The organism is Paenibacillus sp. 276b (genome assembly GCF_900107875.1).
Classification (GTDB): Bacteria; Bacillota; Bacilli; order Paenibacillales; family Paenibacillaceae; genus Paenibacillus; species Paenibacillus marchantiae.
This window is the reverse complement of record NZ_FNRR01000001.1, coordinates 217,487-237,440: the sequence shown is the minus strand read 5'-3', so window position 1 is coordinate 237,440 and position 19,954 is coordinate 217,487. Positions and strand designations below refer to the sequence as shown.

Here is a 19,954-nt window from a genome sequence, read left to right as displayed (position 1 = left end):
CATCAGTTGTTTACATTTCGACCTGCTCCTGCAGATTGCATCTGCTCCCACTCTTCGCGCAGCATTCCCATACGAATTGAATCATAATGTTTGCCATCCACGATGCGGCATTTGCGCATACGTCCTTCCACCTGCATTCCCGCCTTCGAAGCTGAACGCATCATCCGTTCATTGCCCGACCAGGTTGTCAATCCAACCCGGGCCACGGGCAATTGCTCGAATAAGTGACTGGACCACATCTGAAGTACTCGCGTGCCGATCCCGCGCCCCCATTGGGCTGATCGATATAACACTATTCCCATTTCCAGCCACATGGATGGACGATGTTCCCAATAATAGCTGATTGTACCGATGATTCGGCCATTCAGCTCAATAATTCGAATGGAGTCCGGATCAGAATTGTTCTGAGTTGCTTCAAGTCTTTTTAACATGCTCCGTTCGAAGTCTTCGTAGCTCTCATGTTCAAGGGCATAATATGGCGCATCCCATTGTTTCCATTCCGGTACGTCTTCACTGTAGATCAATTCATAGAGTTCAGTCAGATCCTCTTTCTCCACACATCGAAGAACAATCTCACCATCCACTAACGGGTTTTCCCTCATCTATGCAATGACCTCACTTTCCGTTCATGAACGATGACGCTCATCGATGCTACCATCATCCTTCGCAAGAATGACGGTGTCCGCCATTTTAATAAACAGTCCATTATCGACAACACCTGGGAGCATATTTAACTGAATGTTAAGCTCTGCAGCATGCTCTATGGCTTCCATGCGGCAATCTGCAATGAGGTTGCCATTATCCGTAAGATAACGTTGATCCCCATCCATACGCCATTCTGGGTGACACCCGAGTTTCTCCAGCGCTTGGAAGGTCCACTCTGAAGCAAACGGAACCACTTCAACTGGCAACGGGAATTTTCCTAGCTTTTGTACGGCTTTACTGCCATCCGCTACAATAATCAGTTTGTCGCTGTTTGCAGCTACAATTTTCTCACGCAAAAGCGCACCGCCGCCACCTTTGATCAGGTTAAACTCAGGATCTACTTCATCTGCACCGTCAATGGTCAGATCTAGACGTCCAATTTGATCAAAGGGAACGATCGGAATTCCCCACTCTTTGGCAAGCTTGTCCGATGCTTCCGAAGTAGCTACAGCCTGAATGTTCAACCCTTCACGTACTCGCTCACCAATTCGACAAATAGCGTAATACGCCGTTGACCCTGTACCCAATCCAACCTTCATTCCATCTTGAACATACTCTGCCGCGCGCTCAGCTGCTATCTGTTTAAGATTCATCTATAAACCCCCGCCTGCTCATGATTTGAGAAATGCATACTGTAGTTATTATAGATAAAACCGCTTCCGATGTATATCTGTGCATGACGTGTTCAACTGGGAAACTTGGCCTGTTTCTCTGCTTCACATGTATCAATAATGTTGCTTATGTACATTCTTGGTTAGATTCTCCTCCCTGATATCTGATTTGTGTGGCAAAAGAAAGTCCGTTTTCTGTCGTTTTCACTATTTTTTCAATGTTTTAGGATGTTTTTTAACCCACCATGTTATAGAATACAGAATGAAACTAAAAAATGGGAATTATTTTAAATAAACAGTTCTAAATACCTACTTTTCACTTTCATATGTCCATAAGTACGTAAAATATTAAAAAAGTTTTAACAAAACTATTCAATTTGACGACATTTTATACGACATATTAAGTATAGATGTGTTTTAATAATTAGACACCTATGGGTATCTAGGTAAAAATATCTCTACATAGCGACCAGGAACCCAAGACCATGGTCGCACATTATGCCTTTGGAGGGGATACTGGAATGACTTAATTTGCAACATGAAGGCACCAACATATTATCAATTCAAAGAAGATCAGGAGTGGACTTTAGTGAAATCATTAAGTTGGAAAAGCATGTCTTTTTTCTCCAAAAATCTGTTGCTTTCATTTACTAACATTATTATCATCGGCGTGGCACTTATTGCCAGCAGCTATTACTTTCAAAAAACAATCCTCGTAGACCAACTACATGGTCAGGTAGAACAAATTACTAAAAAATGGGCAGAAGGCATTGATTCCACCGAAGTGCAGGCTGCTATTGCAGAAGCCAATTATGATGGAAAAACCCAAACCAAATTGCGTGCCTATTTCGATGAAATGCAGCAATATTATCCTAACATTGCACAAGCCTACATCTTTGGCGTCGAGCTGGGTGGAGATAACCAACGGTTAACTTCCCTTGTTGCCATGCCAACCAATCTGAAGGAAGCCTTCCAGAGTGAAAATGTAAATATCGGCGACATGTATGAACAGCCAGTCGTTGTGGCAAATGCACTGAAAGAAATGGTGAATACCGATCGCCCAACGTTCACCACATTTTATTCCGATGATTTCGGAACCTGGACAACCATTGCTTACCCTATCAAGGATAGCAACGGCAAGATTTACTCTTACTTTGCAGTCGATGCAGACGCATCAGCAGTACCTGCCGGACTGAACAAATTGCTCAAGAACGGAATTATCATCCTGGTAGCGTTCCTACTGTTGTTCCTGATTATCCAATATCTTGTTGTTAAAAACACGCTTTCCCCTATTCGTCACCTGATCAAAGGGATTGATGACGTAAGCCGGGGTAATTTGAATGTCAAAATTCCGACAGGCAAAGACGATCTGGGCATTGTGAACGAAAAGTTCAATACAATGGTTCGCAAGATCAACGATACCATCGTCAAAGTGCAAATCACTTCGCAAGAAGTTAACGAGTCTGCTAAGGAACTGTATGAAGTCTCGGAGAGAAACAGCGAGAATGCTGATTCTATCAATAGCAACGTTACTCAGATTACATCCAACATTCGTGCACAGGAACAGGCAACCCGGGATAGTGCCCGTGCGATGTCCGAAATGGCTATCGTCATTCAGACTATTGCCAGCAGTTCAGCGAGTGTAGCTGACGAGGCCTATGAGATGGAACGTCGATCCCAACAAGGAAACAGTGTGGTTCGTCAGGTATCCGAACAGATGAATCTGATTACGGAATCTGTTAAAAACACCGCTTCGGCCATTCAGGTTCTGGAGAGCCGCTCTCAGGAAATTGGCGATATTCTGAATATCATCTCAGGCATTTCCAGCCAGACGAACTTGCTTGCACTCAACGCATCTATTGAAGCAGCACGTGTTGGTGAAGAAGGTCGAGGATTCGCAGTTGTAGCAGGTGAAGTACGTAAGCTTGCTGAGCAGTCCGAACAATCCACGAGCCAGGTTGCTGTACTGATCCAAGAGATCCAGGCTGAAATCAGACAAGCCGTTCGTGCGATGGAACAAGGAACGTCTGAAGTGGATACCGGACTCAGCGTAGCTGATCAAACCGGTCAATTGTTCAAAGAGATTCTGGAAGCAGCCAAGAAAGTATCGAATCAGATTCAAGAAGTATCGAGTGCTACAGAAGAAATCTCTGCAGGTACAGAAGAAATGACCGCAACTGCGGATGATTTGTCTGCGAGTGTGAGTAAGACAGCTGACAACAGTGAACGGATCTCTTCATCCGTAGATGAACAAAAAGCATCTCTGATTACACTTGTTGATTCCTCTACCCGTTTGAACAACATGTCTGAGGAACTGCAAGAACTGATTTCGCATTTTAATGTAAGTAAACAATAATTCAACCCACAACTTGAACGGTTTGAACCAAGGAGGAACAACTGAAGTGGTCGAAAATCAATCATCATCTACCCAAACAGTGGAATCTGGCCTGCCGGTTCTTCAGATTCCACTGGATTTTGGGCGCCGTCAACAAGCATTCACTTATGAGTCTGCTCATATTTCATTGGAATCGTCCCTGGGTCGGGAACTGAAACAAAAATTCGGTTCAGAGGGCGTTTATCCAGCATTATTGTCTGCCTACGCAGCCTTGTTGTTCCGTTTATCAGCTGAGCAGGAACTTGCCATCGGCACGCTGGCTCCCGATCAGGTAGCCTCCCATGTGTTATTGCAGATTCAAGGAAAATTAACCTTTATCGAACTGATTCATCAGATTTCAGATCAACTCCAGCTGCATTACACGCTGCAAGCGGGAGGTAATCCGGAAACGCTGTTCATGTTTAACAGTGTACAGCTCCCTAAAGCTCCTCAATTGTTAAATTGGAATATTCGTGATGATCAGAATATGCTCACGCTGGATCTGTTCTATGACAGTTCACTTCTAAATGAATCTACGGTCACAAGATATGCAGAGTATTATCAGACTCTTTTACTGGCTATGTTGCGTGACCAAGACAAGGCCATCGGCACAGTGGACATTTTATCCGCTTCAGACCGGTTGCTATACCGAGAAATGAATGATACCGCCGTTCACGAACCAGAACATCAGACGATTCATGGCTGGTTCGAAGCAACAGCAGCCGAATATCCTGAATCTCCAGCAATTACTTCACCAACTGGCAGGTACACCTATAGAGAATTGAATGAACGTGCCAATCAGGTTGCCCGTGTGCTGTTATCCAACGGATTGCAAAAAGGAGAATTCGTCAGCATCTTTATGGAGCGGAGTTTGGAAACAATTATTTCTTTGCTCGGTATTCTCAAAGCTGGCGGAGTATACGTTCCTGTCGATCCTGAGCACCCACAAGAACGCAACAGTTATATTGTCGAAGATACAGCTTCATCCTTTGTCCTGACCAAAGAGTCCTCTTTACCTGAAGCTTCACGGTTATTCTCAGGAATTACTAGCGTTCGCCAAATCCTGGCCGTAGATGGACGCCTTGCCGGATTCGCTGCAAGTAACCCCAATCTCGATATTGAGCCAGACGACCTGGCATATATCATTTATACCTCGGGATCTACCGGCAAGCCCAAAGGTGCGCTTATTGCCCATCGGGGTGTAGCCAATCTTGGTAGTGTGGTGCAGCGAGATTGCGATATTCAACCAGGTGACGTATTAACCCAGTTTGCTACATACAGCTTCGATGCATCAGTGTGGGATACGATTGGCGCCTTGTTCTACGGAGCAGAACTGTACCTGTTGTCGGCGGAAGAACGTGTATCCGTTGAAGAATTTGCGAGTGCAATTGAGCGCACAGGCACAACAATTATTACGATACTGCCAACCATCTTTTTCAACCAGCTTGCTTCCTTCCTGTCTGATGAAGGCTTCCACAAGCTGGCCAAAGTCAAAATCATTACCGTGGCTGGAGAAGCACTGTACGGTGAACAGGTTCGTGCCTTCCAGCGCAAATTCGGCAACCAGATTGATATCGTCAATGTATACGGACCTACGGAATGTACAGTAGCGACAGCGACTCACCGAATTAGTGAGCAAGTTCCGGAAAGTGTTGTTAACATTCCAATCGGCAGACCGATTCATAACTATAAAGTGTATATCGTCAATGAAGAACAGCAATTATGCCCGGTAGGCGTTCCCGGCGAGGTATATATAGCAACACCCGCCCTGGCCAAAGGTTATCTGAACCAGCCAGAGCGTACAGCGCAGGCATTCATTGATAATCCATTTGCCATCGATGAGAAAATCTATAAGTCTGGCGATATTGCCAAAATGCTCGATACCGGACTGCTGGAATATGTCGGACGCAGCGACTCCCAGTTAAAAATCCGGGGTCACCGGATTGAGATTGGAGAGATCGAGGATCATTTTGCCCGTCTGGATCAGGTTCAGGATGTGGCCGTGATTCCCAAGAAGGAATCGGATGGTCAAAACATGCTCGTAGGATACTTTACATCCAAGGACGGCAGTACACTTTCCGTTGCGGATATTAAAGCGGAGCTAACGGTGAAGCTTCCTTCCTATTTTGTACCCAAATGGATCTGTCAGCTCGATGAAATGCCAATCGCACCGACAGGGAAAATCAATCGTAAAGCGATGGTAGCTCTGCCTCACGTAGAGCGTCATGAAGATCGACCTGATCGGGTACAGCCGGAGACGGAAACCGAAGCGATTATTCTGGAAGCATGGAAAGAAATTCTTCAGCACGATGACTTTGGTGTGGAGGATAGCTTCTTCGCCATTGGCGGTGATTCTCTTCGGGTCATCCATGTGCTGGTTATTCTGAAGCCGCATTATCCGCAGCTGAAAATTGCCGACTTTTTTGCCGAGAAGACGGTTCGTGCCTTGGCACAACGTGTGGAGAAGCTGGCTCAAACTACAGAAGAAACTGCCCATTCCTCAGTGAATGAGGGCATGATCACCCAATTGTCAGAACATCCTGTAGAGCTGAGATCCCAGATTGGATATCCTGAAATTCTGAATCCCGAGCATGTACTCCTCACCGGGGCTACCGGATATCTTGGATCCCATGTGCTGCAACAGTTGATTCTAACTTCGAATACACGCATCTATACTCTTGTGCGCCGTCCCGCAGACGGAAGCTCTGCGATGGAACGACTAAGCAGCGTCATGAAAGGTTACTTTGGACCGGAGCTTCTACCTCTCCTCGCATCCCGCGTCGAGATTATTGAAGGCGATCTGGAGCAACCGAATCTTGGTCTTTCAGTCGAGCAGACAACTTACGTGCAAGAACGAATTGACCGTGTGATACACTGCGCCGCGGATGTACGACATTTCGGGGATGCAGCACAATTCGCCAAAACCAATGTGGATGGAACCACTGCATTGCTCAAACTCGTTCGCAACAAACCAGGTGCCTCCTTCCACCATGTATCCACGATGGGGATACCGGAAGATCTTGCACTCAGTGGACAGTGGGAGTCATCATTGCAATATGATCGCTTCCCAGCGGACCTGCACGTGGACAACCTGTACTCGGACAGCAAGCTTGAAGCCGAGAAAGTGCTTATGATTGCTGCTGAAGAAGGTGTACCTGTTAGCATCTATCGTGCAGGTAACCTGACATGTCATTCCGAGACGGGACGTTTCCAGTCTAATATTGATAGCAACGCCTTTTATCGCATGATTAAAGCAATGTTATTGCTGGGCAAGGCACCGGCAGCCGACTGGATGGTTGATTTTACACCTATTGATTATGCAAGTCAGGCCATTGTGCATCTGGCATTACGCCAGGACACAGCAGGACGTGTATTCCATATCTGTAATCCGGAACCTATCAGCTACGATGATCTGATTCGTTCTGTGAATCGGGCCGGTTATGAAGTAGAGACTCTGCCTTTTGCAGAATACACCAACTGGTTGTTCGATGGCAGTGTCAGCAAGGACCCTGAGGCACTTCAACTGGCTATCGCCCAGCTTGAAGGAGACGGTGCCAAGGATTCTGCCTACGTATATGCTTCTCCTGTAACAACCGCCTATGTAGAACCAGCCGGCATTATATGCGCCAAAACTGATGATCGTTTCATCTCAAAAATGCTGGAACATGCCATCGAGATTGGTTATTTCCCTAAGGCCGTCCGACCGCAGTTTGGTACTTCGCCAACAATGGAATAACTCCAATAAAGTGAATGCCTGTATTGCATCCATTAATGAATATAAAGAAGCCACCTCAACGTCAGTGATGACGGATAAGGTGGCTTCTTTTCTTCGTGAAGAATTCTCAAATCAAGCGGATCAAAGCAATGACAGCCAAATGTGCAGGATAAAAATAACGCCAAATCCAACGCGGACCTTTCAGACGGAAGCCTGCGTTATAATACTGGGCTATTGCAATTCCTGCTGTAGCAATCACGCTGTACATCTGAATAGAGCTGCTGTGCAGGTAAATATACAGCACATTTAAGAGCAAATGAGCCATTACCAGTACTGGGCCCTGGAAGTAACGGAATAGCAATACAAGCAGTAAGCCATACATACCATAATCCATATGGGTCATCTCCATGACCAAACCAGCCACGATCACAATCGGAATTCCCAGCAAACGGACCGGAAGTTTATCGAGCACAAGCAATACAAGCAGGGCAGACCACAATGTCCATACCACATTCAGCGAAAAATGATTAAAAGCCACCATAAACGGCAATTGAGAAATCACTGCAATCCAGAACAAACGCCATATGTATTTTTGTACGTTGCGAGTATGTTTATAACCGATATAAACGGCAAAAGCATAGATTGGAAAAGCAATTCGACCAATGATTCGCAGCTCACCGACCTGTGGATAAAAGACGGCTCCTATATGATCGATCAACATCGTAATCATGGCTATCCATTGCATCATCTTGTGCTAATCCCTCCTGCTTATCCTCAACTTCAGGTTTCTCAAAGTCTATCTTATATATGAAGTTCATAATACATGAACTTGGTGTCCAGCGTATAGCCTTCCGACTCATATAATACCTGAGCCTTCTTGTTGCTTATCGCCGTAGAGAGCACTATTCGTACAGCCCCACTCTCATTTCCCCATAGTCGTGCAGCTTCCAGCAGCTTACGCGCAATTCCTCGCTTGCGATGATCCGCATGTACGTACAGATCATTTAGTACCCAGATTGGCCTCATGGACACTGAACTAAAGCTAGGATAGAGCTGTATAAATCCACCAAACTCACCCGCTAAGGGTTTATTCGTCAAACTGCACTCCTCTTCCTTTTCTGTCTCCAATTCCGATTCGGCAACCAAAATAACGGATTCATTCCGTTCCATTCGTTCTTTTATGTATTCACTTGCTCCCTTCAGATCTGTCGGCTGATCGTAAAACATTCTATAGTCATTGAACAACTGTGCCACTCCGTTAACATCGCTAAGCTCAGCAAGTCTGATCCGATACGCCATCTTCCCTCAACTCCTATATAAATCCTCTACTTACTTCATTCCATCCTCTTATTTTAAGGCAGATCTGATGATCTCCCCATTCATCATCTGCATCAAAGTTTGTAATATATTTCGATAATCCAAACTTAAAAGTATATTTCATTGGAAGCGTCGCACACTATAGTCAGATTACAGGCTCGGCATTACAGCATAGGGAGGCGAAACTGAAATGGAAAAAGACAATATCTATGAACAGGTTAGAGCTAATCTGTTGGGTGTTGCCGACATAATCTATCAGCCTTTTCAAATTGGACCTTTCCATTGTGAACTCATCTATATTCAGTCCATTGTAGATACCCCTACTATGCGGGAAGCCATCGTCAAACCACTGCTTGAGGAAGCCTCGAGAAATGAAATAGATCATCAATTCATTACCCGAGTCCTGACCGGATCATTTTTCACCCTTAACAGCCACCACTCGAATTCACCAGAAGCAATTGTGGATGATATCGTGTCAGGTAATGCAGCCTTATATATCGAGGGTATTTCGGGAATGATTCATTTTGCACTTCAAAATTATCAAAGGCGTTCCGTAGCGGAATCAACCAATGAAGTTGTAATTGTTGGCCCTCAGGAAGCCTTCATTGAAGATATTCATGTGAACATGTCTCTGCTTCGGCACAAAATCAAACACCCTGATTTGAAGATGATCAAATTCACCATTGGAAAATACACCAAAACCGAGGTGTTCGTTGTATATATCCAAGGGTTATGCAAGCCAGACATTCTGGAAAATGTATTGGAAAGTCTTGGTAATATCGATATGGATAGCAGCCTGGGTGTAAGTTATCTATCTGAATTTCTGGAGGACCATCCTCTCTCTCCGTTTCCACAATATCAATATACGGAAAGACCGGATACGGTGGCTGCTGCACTGGTTGAAGGACGGATTGGGGTCATGCAGGATGGAACACCGTTCTCCCTGCTCATTCCGGTTACTTTTTTCTCTTTAATGCAGTCTTCGGAAGACTATTATCAACGATTTTATTCTGCCTCCTTTATTAGACTTATTCGTCTGTTGTTTGCCTTTATAGCCTTCCTGCTTCCATCCTTTTATGTCGCCGTAACTACATTTCACCCGGAAATCATTCCGACCAACCTGCTGATTACGATCGCTTCTGCTAGAGAAAACATTCCTTTCCCTGCCTTGATTGAAGCGCTCATTATGGAAGTGACCTTTGAAGGTTTGCGCGAAGCGGGGATTCGTATTCCGAAGCCACTGGGCCAAACGGTGTCTATTATCGGTGGGATTGTTATTGGTCAGGCGGCTGTACAGGCTGGAATTGTCTCAGCACCACTGGTTATTGTCGTATCTATCACAGGTATTGCCGCCTTTATCATCCCGCACTTCGAGCTCGGACTGGCCTTCCGGCTGCTTCGATTTCCGGTGCTGTTTATGGGTGGAACGCTGGGTCTGTTCGGTATCGTGATCTCGATCTATCTGATCTATTGGTATATGGTTAGTCTGCGTTCATTTGGCGTGCCATACATGCAGCCATTTGCCCCCCTCGTGCTGCGTGATATCAAGGATACTATCGTTCGTGTGCCTTGGTTCCTAATGAAGAAGCGACCAGCAGCTTACGAAGATGCGAATAAGAAAAGGCAAAAAACATGAAAACGTGGATGATTATGCCCAAACTGAGTGTCGTTTTGGTATGCGTGTTACTTTGCAGTGGCTGCTGGTCCAAAGTTGAAATAAATGAACGTACGTTTATTACAACCATGTATGTGGATAAGGGTGAAAAACCGGGTGAAATCGATATTTCATTAAGTATGCCACTTCCCAACCGTCTCTCTCCGGAAGGTACGGGCGGACCCGGAAAAAATCCATATGCTCTCGTTTCAGCTACCGCATCCACCATCGCTGACGCCATAGAGAAAATCCAAACCGATCTCACACGAAAGATTTCCTGGGGGCACACACGGGTAGTGGTATTCGGTGAGGCATACGCCAGAGAGGGCATTCAAGATGCGATGGAATGGATCTCACGTGAACCTTTGTTCCATCTTAGCAGTTACGTCATGGTTGCGAAGGGCAGAGCCAGAGACGTGGCTGATCTGACTCCCGTTTTCGAGGAAACACCTAGTGATGTGTTAAGAGAATTTGCAACCCAAGAAAACATGTTAAAGACGCAAATGCTCAGTGTACTTATGGCTGACAAAATGAATCAGGGCTTTGCCGCCCCCTTTCTGGAATCGAAAGGAACCTCGATGGCAAGTGAGGATAATAAACGAAAGCAATGGACCAGTCAAATAGGTGGTGCTCTTTTCAAACAGATGAAGATGGTCGATTCAATCTCGGCGAATGAAGCAAGGACCATAGCCTGGGCCAATCGCAAATTGGATTCCGTGGCCCTTTCCGTGGAAACCGATAAAGAAAAAGCGAGCATGACGATCTATAATATGAATTCCAAAATTAAGGTCAGGCTTGTCAACGGACAGCCTTTCTTCGACATCACTTTGCGGGGGCAGGCAGAACTGAATTCCGTGATTCCGATTCTCAAGGTCAAAGATATTGTGGGCGTGAATCAGATCGAGCAAAAGGCCAATGAAAAAGTGAGTGCCTATCTAACCGACGCAATAAGGAGTGGCCAACGCAAGAACGCCGATATTCTAATGCTCGGTTATCGCCTGGAATGGGCATATCCTCAGATCTGGGAAAAGTTGCGTCCCGTTTGGAATGATTATGTCAAAAACGAATTGCAGTTTAACGTGCATGCCCAAATCAACATCCAGTTCGTAGGTTCGGAATCCAGCTACTGATAGGAACAGAGGAAAGCTTCAGGCCACTTTAGGAGGTAAACCAATGATTGCTGTTGTTTTGTTTGCCGTACTGTACATACTGGAGTGGCCCATGATCAAGTCCAGCAAAAAAGGGATGAAACGGGCCTATTTCATTCTGCTGGGGATATTTCTGCTGTGGAATACGTTGGCTGTCTCTGTACCGGGCTGGCCTAATCCCAATGATGTCATCAGGCTGGTCTTTGGCTGGGCAGACCGCTTGTTTGGCTAAGAAAGGAGCACGCCATGATCAAATTGTCTGCCGGACAAGCGTACCGTTTTATGTTTGTCTACCTGTATTCCGAACCCATCGCTTTCCTTCTGCAGCGCTTGTTCAAAATGAGCGGTTATCAAGGATGGATATCCATCCTTGGCGGGTTTGCGATCAGTCTGATTCTTCTCTTTTTCACATACAGATTGGGAGCGGTTTACCCGGATCGACCCTGGATTGATTTCGGTGAAGAAATTGTGGGCAAGGCCGTTCACAAGCTGTTCCTCGGTCTCATTGTGTTACTGTGCCTGTATTTGATATCCGTTGACGTAGAGAATTTCATCGTTTTTCTGCAATCCATGTATTTACCCGAGACACCCATATGGCTGACAGCAACCGTAACTATTTTATGTATTAGTCTTTCAGCGCGCTCAGGTTTGATTACCATTGTCTATTTATCAGAAGGGATATTTCTGGTGCAAATCTTCACCTCTACTTTTCTCATGCCTGCTGTAATGGGTGGGGGGAATCCTGATGTACTGCTTGCCATGGTAACGCATCATGATCTGAAAGAAATTTTAACAGGCTCGATTTCAACCATGCCCTGGTTTTCCGAATGGATGATGTTCCTGTTCCTCGCCCCTGCCATTGCTTTCAGGCGGCCGCTTCTACGAAGTATGTTATTTGCAGGTTCTACGCTTGCATTATTCATTATCGTGTTCTGGATGTTTACGTTAATGAATTTTGGACCTTACGAAGCCAGCAGTCTTCGCTACCCTTTGCTGGAGATGATACGTTTTGCCCGTTACGGCGATTTTCTGGATAACCTGGACCCTTTCCTAATTGCCATCTGGTCTACGACCATGTTTACTCGCAGCTCGTTTCTGTTATACGTCGCCTCCGTTTGTCTTGCTAAACTTACCGGAGTTCGGCAGGAAAAAACGGTAGTTTACTTGCTAGCCGGAACTGCGGCTTCTTATGTGCTTCAATATGCAAAAGACGCGGCTTCCTATGAATTAGCCATTCGTTCTTATGCCATTGCTACATATGCCGTGCTTATCGAGAGTATGCCTATATTATATGTTGTTGTTTACTGGCTGCGATTTGGGAAAAGCAAAAAGGCAAGCGAGGCTTCTGCCGCCCCGTCGCCTTGAGTTTGATTCAGTTCAGTTCAACTTTTTTCGCTTGTGGGTAAGGCTCTGTATCTGGAAAAATGACACCTTTTTTCAAAATCAAATTGGCATACTGCGCACGTTCACCGGTTGCAACAATGACATAGGCGCGAGAAGCCCGCTCATAAAAAGCAAAACGCTCTTCATGATCAAAGGCATCCGTGATGCCCTCATGGTCAAGGATCAGCCTGCGATAGTCTTCCCAGATGATGGGCACCACCTGATCCCCCTTGAGGACCTGCATAACGGCTGCCGGCCGCTCAGCGTACGTATCGAGTGGATACAAACTTAAAATGGCATCCAGTAACTCCACGGTACCCAGCGCATCACAGCGAATCAACCGCTGGGCATGACTGGCTGCGGGGAAGTTGCCATCAGCCAGTACTAGTTCGTCTCCATGACCCATTTCAGACATGATCTTCAGCAGTTCCGGAGGTATTATTGCGGGAATGTTCTTCAGCATACTCAGCTCTCCTCAGTCAGCTCCAGAATCAGCTGGAGCGGATTCGTCTTCGTAACCTCAACCATCATGTGGCCCAATTACCGCGATACAGCGGCACTTCTATTTTATCAGTATTTACCAACGTTTGCATATTTCAATGTTCACATAAAACATTATTCCACTGCCAATCTCATATGAAAGGGTATTATCATGACGCCGATATTCATAAATCCGTTTTGACAAAATTAATTGTTTAGCATATAGTTGTTATAACAAGTAAATGAATTGAGACTATTTTTATTTTAAGAAAGAGAGGATTATATGGGGAACGATTATTCACTCGATCAATCCATTGGATTCATGCTGGGCATGACACATCGCAAGGCGTCGGCTGTACTAGCCATACGATTCAAACCATATGATATTACGACAGAGCAGTTTTCCGTTCTGTTCAATATCGGCAGAGGCGAAGGCGTGAACCAGAAGGAAGTCGCCAATCGCGTTTATAAGGACCAGCCCACAACTGCCCGCATTATTGATCTGTTGGAAAAGAAAGGCTGGGTCGAACGCCGGACCAGCGAACAGGATCGCAGAGCCTACTTGCTCTACTTGACCGATGAAGGAAAGATATTGCTTGACCAGCTTGTTCCGCTCGAAAGAGAAATGAATAAAAATCTGATTGAAGGTATACCCGAAGACCAGATGGAAGCATTTAGACATACTCTTTCCCTCATGAACAGCAACCTGTAACGAATTTTACACCAGGGGGAATGAACAACTAATGAAATCACAATCATCGCAAGTCAAACTATGGACCACCGATTTTATCCTGCTCATGTTATGTAACTTTCTACTCTTTCTACAACTCCACATGATTGTATCCCCACTGCCTTCTTATGTGCAGGACCGTTTTCACGCCAATGCCTTTGAAGTCAGCCTCTTTACCTGTCTTTTTGCCCTTAGCGCCATTGCTGCCCGGCTCTATTCAGCCAAAGCATTGGAGAAGGGTCTTCGTAATGCCATGATCTATATTGGCCTGACAGTTGCCTTACTCGCTACACTTGGATATTATTTTGCTGCCGGGATTGCGGTCCTGTTATTGCTGCGCATGGTGTTCGGTATCGGATTCGGTATGAGTAGCACGGCTTTCCCGACTATGGCGTCGGATATTGTGCCTGTGAAACGGATGGGTGAAGGTATGGGCTATTTCGGCCTGTCTACAAGTCTGGCCATGTCCATGGGTCCCATTATTGGGGTCACGTTGCTTCAGGGTGCCGGGTTCATGACACTCATGTTATGTACGGCAGGTGTTATTGTGGTCATCTATCCGCTCAGCTATTCACTGACACGCAAGAAAGCTCGTAGGGTCAATGATGAGGTGATACCAACACCTCCTGTTGGAACAGCTGCGATATCAGGCACCAAAGTAAAGACGCCTTTCAACCGCAAACTGATTCTGCCAAGTGTACTGAATTGTTTACTGTCCATCACGTATGGCGGACTGGTCGGATTCATCGTTTTGTACGGAAAGGAAGCCAACCTGGCTAACCCTGCACTGTTCTTTTTGTTTAATGCTCTCGCTGTACTGCTGGTTAGACCGTTTGCAGGTCGGATCTATGACAGTAAAGGTCCAAAAGCCTTACTGATTCCCGGAGCGATATTCATCGCTGCTGGACTGATCACGCTCTCTTACGCTTCGTCGATGTCCATCTTGTTTGTCGCTGCATTTTTATATGGAATTGGATATGGTTCAATACAGTCTTCCATGCAGACCTGGATGATTCAGATTGTCTCCCCTTCACAGCGCGGTATGGCTAACGGCATGTTTCTGAATACGCTGGATCTGGGGATTGCTCTGGGAGCACTTCTGCTGGGCGCTATTGCTTCCATAACCAGTTATACCGATATGTACCGTTATTCCATTGTGTTCATGATTCTATTCCTCCTGATATACCTGATTCAAGGGAAACGAAATGGAGGGTTTGCGGTGCCTGTGCATCCGTTATTGACGCATACACATATCGCTGCCCAGGATTCCGATCGGCATGAGCTTACCGAGACTGCAACCGAGAATAACACAACTACTCAGCAAAAAGATAATTGATGTAACTACACTGTTATCCTTCGATTCATTAAAACGCGTTTACTCTGTGAGGAAAGATACATCCCTCAGAGTAAACGCGTTTTTATATTTTAATTCAGAGTGGACTTTTCTTTCTCCGCCCCGGCAGATAACCACTGGGCTGTTTCACTTCATCATAATCACGTTCACGTTGATTTTGACCACTGCCTGATGTGGGCTGATTTCCCTTATCTGGCTTGACTGCCAATAACGTGAGTAGACCTCCCACCGCCCCCGACGCGGCGAGAATACCAAACAGAAGGAAATGGTGGGAAGAGATCAACAATGACACGACAGGAGGACCGAGAGACACACCGATAAAACGCATGCTGCTGAATAACGCCGTGATGGTGCCGCGTTGTTCCTTGTCCACCCCTTCAGTAACCATAGCATCCAGACATGGCAGTGTAGCGCCTATTCCCGCTCCACCAAGGGTGAACAAACCAACAACTACATAAATGTTGTCAAAAAGCCCGATCACGCCAAGAGATACAGTTAAAACAGCAAGTCCGATAAAACCAAGCCATTTCATCCGTGTCTTGTTCTTTCCTATCCATTTTCCAGCAAAGAAAGACGCCAGACACAAGGCTGCCAGTGGTATAGCAAGTACAAGTCCTTTAAGTACACCCTTTAATTTGAACTCCGATTCCAACGTCTCCGATAGATAAAAGAGCACACCAAAGAGAACAAACATGCAAATACCGCCAATCGCAAAAATCGCATACAGCCAGCGGCCCTTTTCTTTCAGCACACTGCGGATGGAAGCAACAAATTCGGGAAAGCTCTTTGGTTCTTCCTTCCTCTTGGGTGTTTTCACCAGGAAAATAACCAGAACCAATGAAAGCACACAAAGTACCGGAATAGCCATAAAAGGCAAATACCAAATCCATACAGCCAAAGCTGCACCCAAAATCGGACTTAGTACCTTGCCGAAGGTATTCGAGGTTTCAATAATGCCAAGGCTTTTACTTACCTCGTTTTCATCATCGAACATATCACCCACCAATGGAATGACAATCGGGAAAGCCCCTGCTGCTCCTATCCCTTGCAAAAGTCTGCCACCGAGAATACTCCAATATGCCGCATTTCCATCCAGCATCCAGGCTGCTCCTCCTGCTACCGCGCCTCCTGCGGCTGCAATGATGAGACTGGGGATAATAACGGCTTTCCTGCCGAATCGATCCGACAGATATCCTGCAAGTGGAATGAGCAGGATTGCGACGACCGCATAAACCGTAATTAACATGCTGACCTTGAATGAGGACACTTTCAATTCACGCTCAATCTGCGGAAGGATGGGGATCAGCATAGAGTTACCCAGTGTCATAATAACCGGGATGGAAGCGAGTGCGACGAGGTCCCACTTTTTATCTTTCATACCTCAACCACCTTTACAGAATCAGAAAACAACAACGTTATTGTGGGTTGTTCTGCAGTTGAATATACGGCCTATGTAAAAAAGGTCACTGGGGATAACAGCGCAAAAAGGCTGCCGCACTAAATTCAGTGCCAGGACAGCCTTTTGGCCATGCATTATGAAGATCAGCAAATCAACTTATTTCAACACAAATTGCTGAAGGGCTGCACCGCCCCTGAAAACAATGCAGAGCTGGTCAATCTCACGCTCTCCCTTCAGGGAACAGCGAACTGTGCTCCACTGAAGATTCTTCCCGTTGACTGTTCCAGCGGGACCAGGAATGACACAAGTGCCGAGCAGTGGGCCTTCCGGACCTTCCGCCCGAATCTCCAATTCGCCACCCTCTCCGAAGGCTGCCACCCGACCCTCAAACGCACTAGCTTGCCGGAAAACATTGTCGTGGAATGAAATCCAGGAAGAACGACCTTCATGATACAGCGGTTCGCCTGAAGCAATGGCTCGGACGGCTGAACGACCTTCCAGACACTCATCCAACAGAACGCCTGCATATGCATCGTAATTTTCCGCAAACGTAGGCAGATTCAGCGCGCGTGCAGGAATAGTTTCACCCTCGATGAGAATTTCTGCGGTCTGACGAATATCTGCCGAGGAACGTCCAGCCATGATCGACCAGATGGCTGTTTCAAGACAATATCTGTCACGAGTGACATCCCAGAAGACCAGTTTTTGAACAGGAATTTCGAAAGATAGAGTTTCCACGGCGCCTGAAGCAAGATGAATACGTCGGAAAGCGATCAACTGACGTTGTGGTCGCTTTACCCGTGAAGTTTGGGCGTGCCCGTACAGCTGCACCACTTCATCGCTGGCACGTGCCCCTTTGTTCTCGACCTGCACTTCAATCTTCAGCACATCATCTCCAGAAGATCCCTGTGCCCGCTCCACTCGAATCGCCTTATACTCAAATTCCGAATAGGTCAACCCATGACCAAAGGGATACAGGACTGGACCTTCATGATACATATAGGTTGTACCGTTATGAATAATGTCGTAATCCATGATGTCAGGCAGCTGTGATTCATCCTCATACCATGTCATATTCAGTCTACCAGCAGGAGCATAATTACCGAGCAGAACATCCGTAACCGCATTCCCCAATTCTTGGCCTGCATGCGTCAGGTATACGATTGCCGGAGCCACGTCTTTTAACTCTTGCAGTGCAAATGGATAACTGCCAACAATGACAACGACCGTATTCGGGTTCACTTGGCAGATTTCTCTTACCAGTCGGGCCTGCTCAGGCGGAAGCAGCAGACTTGGGCGATCGATCTCCTCTTTGCCGTTAATATATGGACTATTACCTACAACAACGATAGAAACGTCACTATTCTGAGCAGCTTTTTTCGCCTGCTCTATTCCGTTAGCAACAATGTCCAGCTTGAACACAGGAGGTTTCTGCTTCCCTTCTACGGCATCCGGATTACCAGATGAACTCAAGTCCTCGTCTTTTTGTTCCGGCGTTGGGGACAGCACCAGTTGCCCCTGATGTTCATCCAGCCTCAGTGGCAGTCCGTTCCACGTACGCAACGTGCTGGTTCCATCCGCTTGTGAATCAATCTGTACCACTTCCTTGACGAACCAGCCACCAATCTCCGGCGCATTCGCCTGATAGATGCCCTGTTCGGTTAACGAAACATAGCGATTATTTTTCACACTGCGAAGCGTATGACTTCCCCAGCCCCAGTCCTGATGGATGAACTCAGCGGCCTCCGCACTACCTTCCGGCACGGCTACAAGCTTTCCTTCAGCACCGAGCGTGATCACCTTTCCATCGGCTGTCTTCAGGCTGATGCGATCATTCCCATCTGCAAAAGATATTTCAGCTCCAGCAAGCTGCTTGCGCAGTCCTTCCAAAACGGTAACACGATAAGGCAGTGTGCCGCTATACCAATCGGTATAGACCACATCCGCGAGGGGACCGATTACGCTAACCTTCTGCAATCTTTCCGATTGGAGAGGAAGCAGTCCGTCATTTTTGAGTAAAACGATAGACTCGGCTGCTGCTCTATAACTTAATTTGGCATGTTCAGGCGCACACAATACAGATTCCGATATTGAAGCATACGGGTTAAGTCCCGTCTGATCCAGTTGTCCAAGCCGCATCCGCACGCCAAAAATATTACGAATGGCCCGGTCAAGATCCTCGACCTCCAGCAAGTTACGCTCAAGCGCCTCTTCCAAGGCAGATACTACCAAGTCAACCTCGTCCGTCAGACAGTCCACACCTGCCTTTATAGCCCCTGCTGCCGATTCCGCATGCGTAGCATGATAACCGTGATAATTGACCGTCTGAGACAAATCTCCCCCGTCACACACGATAAATCCAGGCATAGCCCACTCACTCTTGACCACATCATTCACGTAAGGACTTTCAATGGCGGGAGTACCGTTGATCGAATTGTAGGCTGTCATCATGGACAAGGCCCCGCCTTCTACGAAAGGCGTCTCGAATGCTTTTAAATAATATTCACGCAAGTTCCTCGGATCGATGCTGGATGAACAATTCAACCGATCCTTCTCGTTATTGTTGGCAAAAAAGTGCTTCAACGTCGCTACCATTTTAAGATAGAAAGAATGATTACCCTGCATACCCTTCACAAGAGCTGCCGACATTTCACCTGTCAGTACGGGGTCCTCACCATATCCTTCTTCCGTTCTCCCCCAACGGGGATCACGTTCCAGATCGACAGTTGGCGCCCATAAGGTCAAGCCGTGACGCTCCGGTGCACGATGGTGGTATGCTCTGGCTTCATCTCCGATGACGGAACCAATTTCGCGCATGAGCTTGGTATTCCAGGTGCTCGACAGACCGAGTGGCTGCGGGAAAACGGTAGCCTCACCTATCCAGGCAACCCCGTGAGCCGCTTCGCCTCCCACATTGTAACCGGGTATTCCCAATCGGGGTACTGCGGCTTCGCGTGTAGGAATTAACCGGATTTTCTCCTCCGTTGTCAGACGCGCAATCAAGTCATTCAATCGTTCTTCCAATGGTAATGCTGCGTCCCACATCGGATATTGCATATACTCTTTCATACTAAACCCTCCTTC

The 19,954-nt window shown here is 46.5% G+C and carries 15 protein-coding genes; 8 read left to right on the top strand and 7 right to left on the bottom strand.

Annotated elements, in window-relative coordinates:
- Positions 1–2: 2 nt before the first annotated feature.
- Positions 3–602: a GNAT family N-acetyltransferase gene (locus BLV50_RS00995; protein ID WP_090805304.1), complete on the bottom strand. Its 600-nt coding sequence runs from the start codon at positions 600–602 to the stop codon at positions 3–5.
- Between the two features lie 24 nt (positions 603–626).
- A complete protein-coding gene (rpiA, locus tag BLV50_RS00990) occupies positions 627–1,298 on the bottom strand; it encodes a ribose-5-phosphate isomerase RpiA (protein ID WP_064639125.1) in 672 nt (223 codons plus the stop codon).
- Between the two features lie 631 nt (positions 1,299–1,929).
- Between rpiA and BLV50_RS00985 the strand changes: the two genes are divergently transcribed.
- On the top strand, positions 1,930–3,672 hold the full coding sequence (locus BLV50_RS00985; protein WP_090807422.1) for a methyl-accepting chemotaxis protein: 1,743 nt from the start codon (positions 1,930–1,932) through the stop codon (positions 3,670–3,672).
- A gap of 46 nt (positions 3,673–3,718) precedes the next feature.
- Positions 3,719–7,426, top strand: a complete 3,708-nt coding sequence (locus BLV50_RS00980; protein WP_090805301.1) for a non-ribosomal peptide synthetase family protein — start codon at positions 3,719–3,721, stop codon at positions 7,424–7,426.
- A gap of 106 nt (positions 7,427–7,532) precedes the next feature.
- Here BLV50_RS00980 and BLV50_RS00975 read toward each other — a convergent pair whose 3' ends face one another.
- Entirely contained in the window at positions 7,533–8,153 is a 621-nt protein-coding gene (locus BLV50_RS00975) for a TraX family protein (RefSeq protein ID WP_231952585.1), read from the bottom strand.
- Between the two features lie 53 nt (positions 8,154–8,206).
- The gene (locus BLV50_RS00970; protein ID WP_090805299.1) at positions 8,207–8,704 is read right to left on the bottom strand and encodes a GNAT family N-acetyltransferase; all 498 of its coding nucleotides are present in this window, start codon (positions 8,702–8,704) and stop codon (positions 8,207–8,209) included.
- Between the two features lie 208 nt (positions 8,705–8,912).
- On the opposite strand from BLV50_RS00970, the gene BLV50_RS00965 reads away from it, so the two are divergent.
- From BLV50_RS00965 to BLV50_RS00950, 4 genes are read left to right on the top strand one after another with little or no spacing between them, the layout of a single operon-like run.
- Entirely contained in the window at positions 8,913–10,358 is a 1,446-nt protein-coding gene (locus BLV50_RS00965; RefSeq protein ID WP_063564706.1) for a spore germination protein, read from the top strand.
- A complete protein-coding gene (locus BLV50_RS00960; RefSeq protein ID WP_072732353.1) occupies positions 10,355–11,506 on the top strand; it encodes a Ger(x)C family spore germination protein in 1,152 nt (383 codons plus the stop codon). Before BLV50_RS00965 ends, BLV50_RS00960 begins: the two co-directional genes overlap by 4 nt.
- A gap of 43 nt (positions 11,507–11,549) precedes the next feature.
- Positions 11,550–11,756, top strand: a complete 207-nt coding sequence (locus BLV50_RS00955) for a hypothetical protein (protein ID WP_063564708.1) — start codon at positions 11,550–11,552, stop codon at positions 11,754–11,756.
- 14 nt (positions 11,757–11,770) lie between these two features.
- On the top strand, positions 11,771–12,889 hold the full coding sequence (locus BLV50_RS00950) for a GerAB/ArcD/ProY family transporter (protein WP_063564709.1): 1,119 nt from the start codon (positions 11,771–11,773) through the stop codon (positions 12,887–12,889).
- Positions 12,890–12,896: 7 nt separating this feature from the next.
- On the opposite strand, the gene BLV50_RS00945 is transcribed toward BLV50_RS00950, so the two are convergent.
- Entirely contained in the window at positions 12,897–13,370 is a 474-nt protein-coding gene (locus BLV50_RS00945) for an RbsD/FucU family protein (RefSeq protein WP_090805296.1), read from the bottom strand.
- A gap of 300 nt (positions 13,371–13,670) precedes the next feature.
- Between BLV50_RS00945 and BLV50_RS00940 the strand changes: the two genes are divergently transcribed.
- Both BLV50_RS00940 and BLV50_RS00935 read left to right on the top strand, forming a co-directional pair.
- Complete coding sequence (locus BLV50_RS00940) at positions 13,671–14,099, top strand: MarR family winged helix-turn-helix transcriptional regulator (RefSeq protein ID WP_063564711.1); 429 nt, start codon at positions 13,671–13,673, stop codon at positions 14,097–14,099.
- 31 nt (positions 14,100–14,130) lie between these two features.
- Positions 14,131–15,453: an MFS transporter gene (locus BLV50_RS00935; RefSeq protein WP_090805295.1), complete on the top strand. Its 1,323-nt coding sequence runs from the start codon at positions 14,131–14,133 to the stop codon at positions 15,451–15,453.
- A 94-nt stretch (positions 15,454–15,547) separates the two neighbouring features.
- Here BLV50_RS00935 and BLV50_RS00930 read toward each other — a convergent pair whose 3' ends face one another.
- Both BLV50_RS00930 and BLV50_RS00925 read right to left on the bottom strand, forming a co-directional pair.
- Complete coding sequence (locus tag BLV50_RS00930; RefSeq protein ID WP_063564713.1) at positions 15,548–16,849, bottom strand: bacillibactin exporter BcbE; 1,302 nt, start codon at positions 16,847–16,849, stop codon at positions 15,548–15,550.
- A gap of 177 nt (positions 16,850–17,026) precedes the next feature.
- Positions 17,027–19,939 carry a glycoside hydrolase family 3 C-terminal domain-containing protein gene (locus BLV50_RS00925; protein ID WP_090805294.1) on the bottom strand — a complete coding sequence of 971 codons (2,913 nt, stop codon included), beginning with the start codon at positions 19,937–19,939 and terminating at the stop codon, positions 17,027–17,029.
- Positions 19,940–19,954: the final 15 nt, after the last annotated feature.

Coding starts and splice junctions, on each gene's coding strand:
- BLV50_RS00940 (WP_063564711.1), top strand. CDS start 13,671: ATGGGGAACGATTATTCACTCGATCAATCCATTGGATTCATGCTGGGC.
- rpiA (WP_064639125.1), bottom strand. CDS start 1,298: ATGAATCTTAAACAGATAGCAGCTGAGCGCGCGGCAGAGTATGTTCAA.
- BLV50_RS00970 (WP_090805299.1), bottom strand. CDS start 8,704: ATGGCGTATCGGATCAGACTTGCTGAGCTTAGCGATGTTAACGGAGTG.
- BLV50_RS00950 (WP_063564709.1), top strand. CDS start 11,771: ATGATCAAATTGTCTGCCGGACAAGCGTACCGTTTTATGTTTGTCTAC.
- BLV50_RS00960 (WP_072732353.1), top strand. CDS start 10,355: ATGAAAACGTGGATGATTATGCCCAAACTGAGTGTCGTTTTGGTATGC.
- BLV50_RS00965 (WP_063564706.1), top strand. CDS start 8,913: ATGGAAAAAGACAATATCTATGAACAGGTTAGAGCTAATCTGTTGGGT.
- BLV50_RS00995 (WP_090805304.1), bottom strand. CDS start 602: ATGAGGGAAAACCCGTTAGTGGATGGTGAGATTGTTCTTCGATGTGTG.
- BLV50_RS00925 (WP_090805294.1), bottom strand. CDS start 19,939: ATGAAAGAGTATATGCAATATCCGATGTGGGACGCAGCATTACCATTG.
- BLV50_RS00945 (WP_090805296.1), bottom strand. CDS start 13,370: ATGCTGAAGAACATTCCCGCAATAATACCTCCGGAACTGCTGAAGATC.
- BLV50_RS00985 (WP_090807422.1), top strand. CDS start 1,930: ATGTCTTTTTTCTCCAAAAATCTGTTGCTTTCATTTACTAACATTATT.
- BLV50_RS00930 (WP_063564713.1), bottom strand. CDS start 16,849: ATGAAAGATAAAAAGTGGGACCTCGTCGCACTCGCTTCCATCCCGGTT.
- BLV50_RS00975 (WP_231952585.1), bottom strand. CDS start 8,153: ATGATGCAATGGATAGCCATGATTACGATGTTGATCGATCATATAGGA.
- BLV50_RS00955 (WP_063564708.1), top strand. CDS start 11,550: ATGATTGCTGTTGTTTTGTTTGCCGTACTGTACATACTGGAGTGGCCC.
- BLV50_RS00935 (WP_090805295.1), top strand. CDS start 14,131: ATGAAATCACAATCATCGCAAGTCAAACTATGGACCACCGATTTTATC.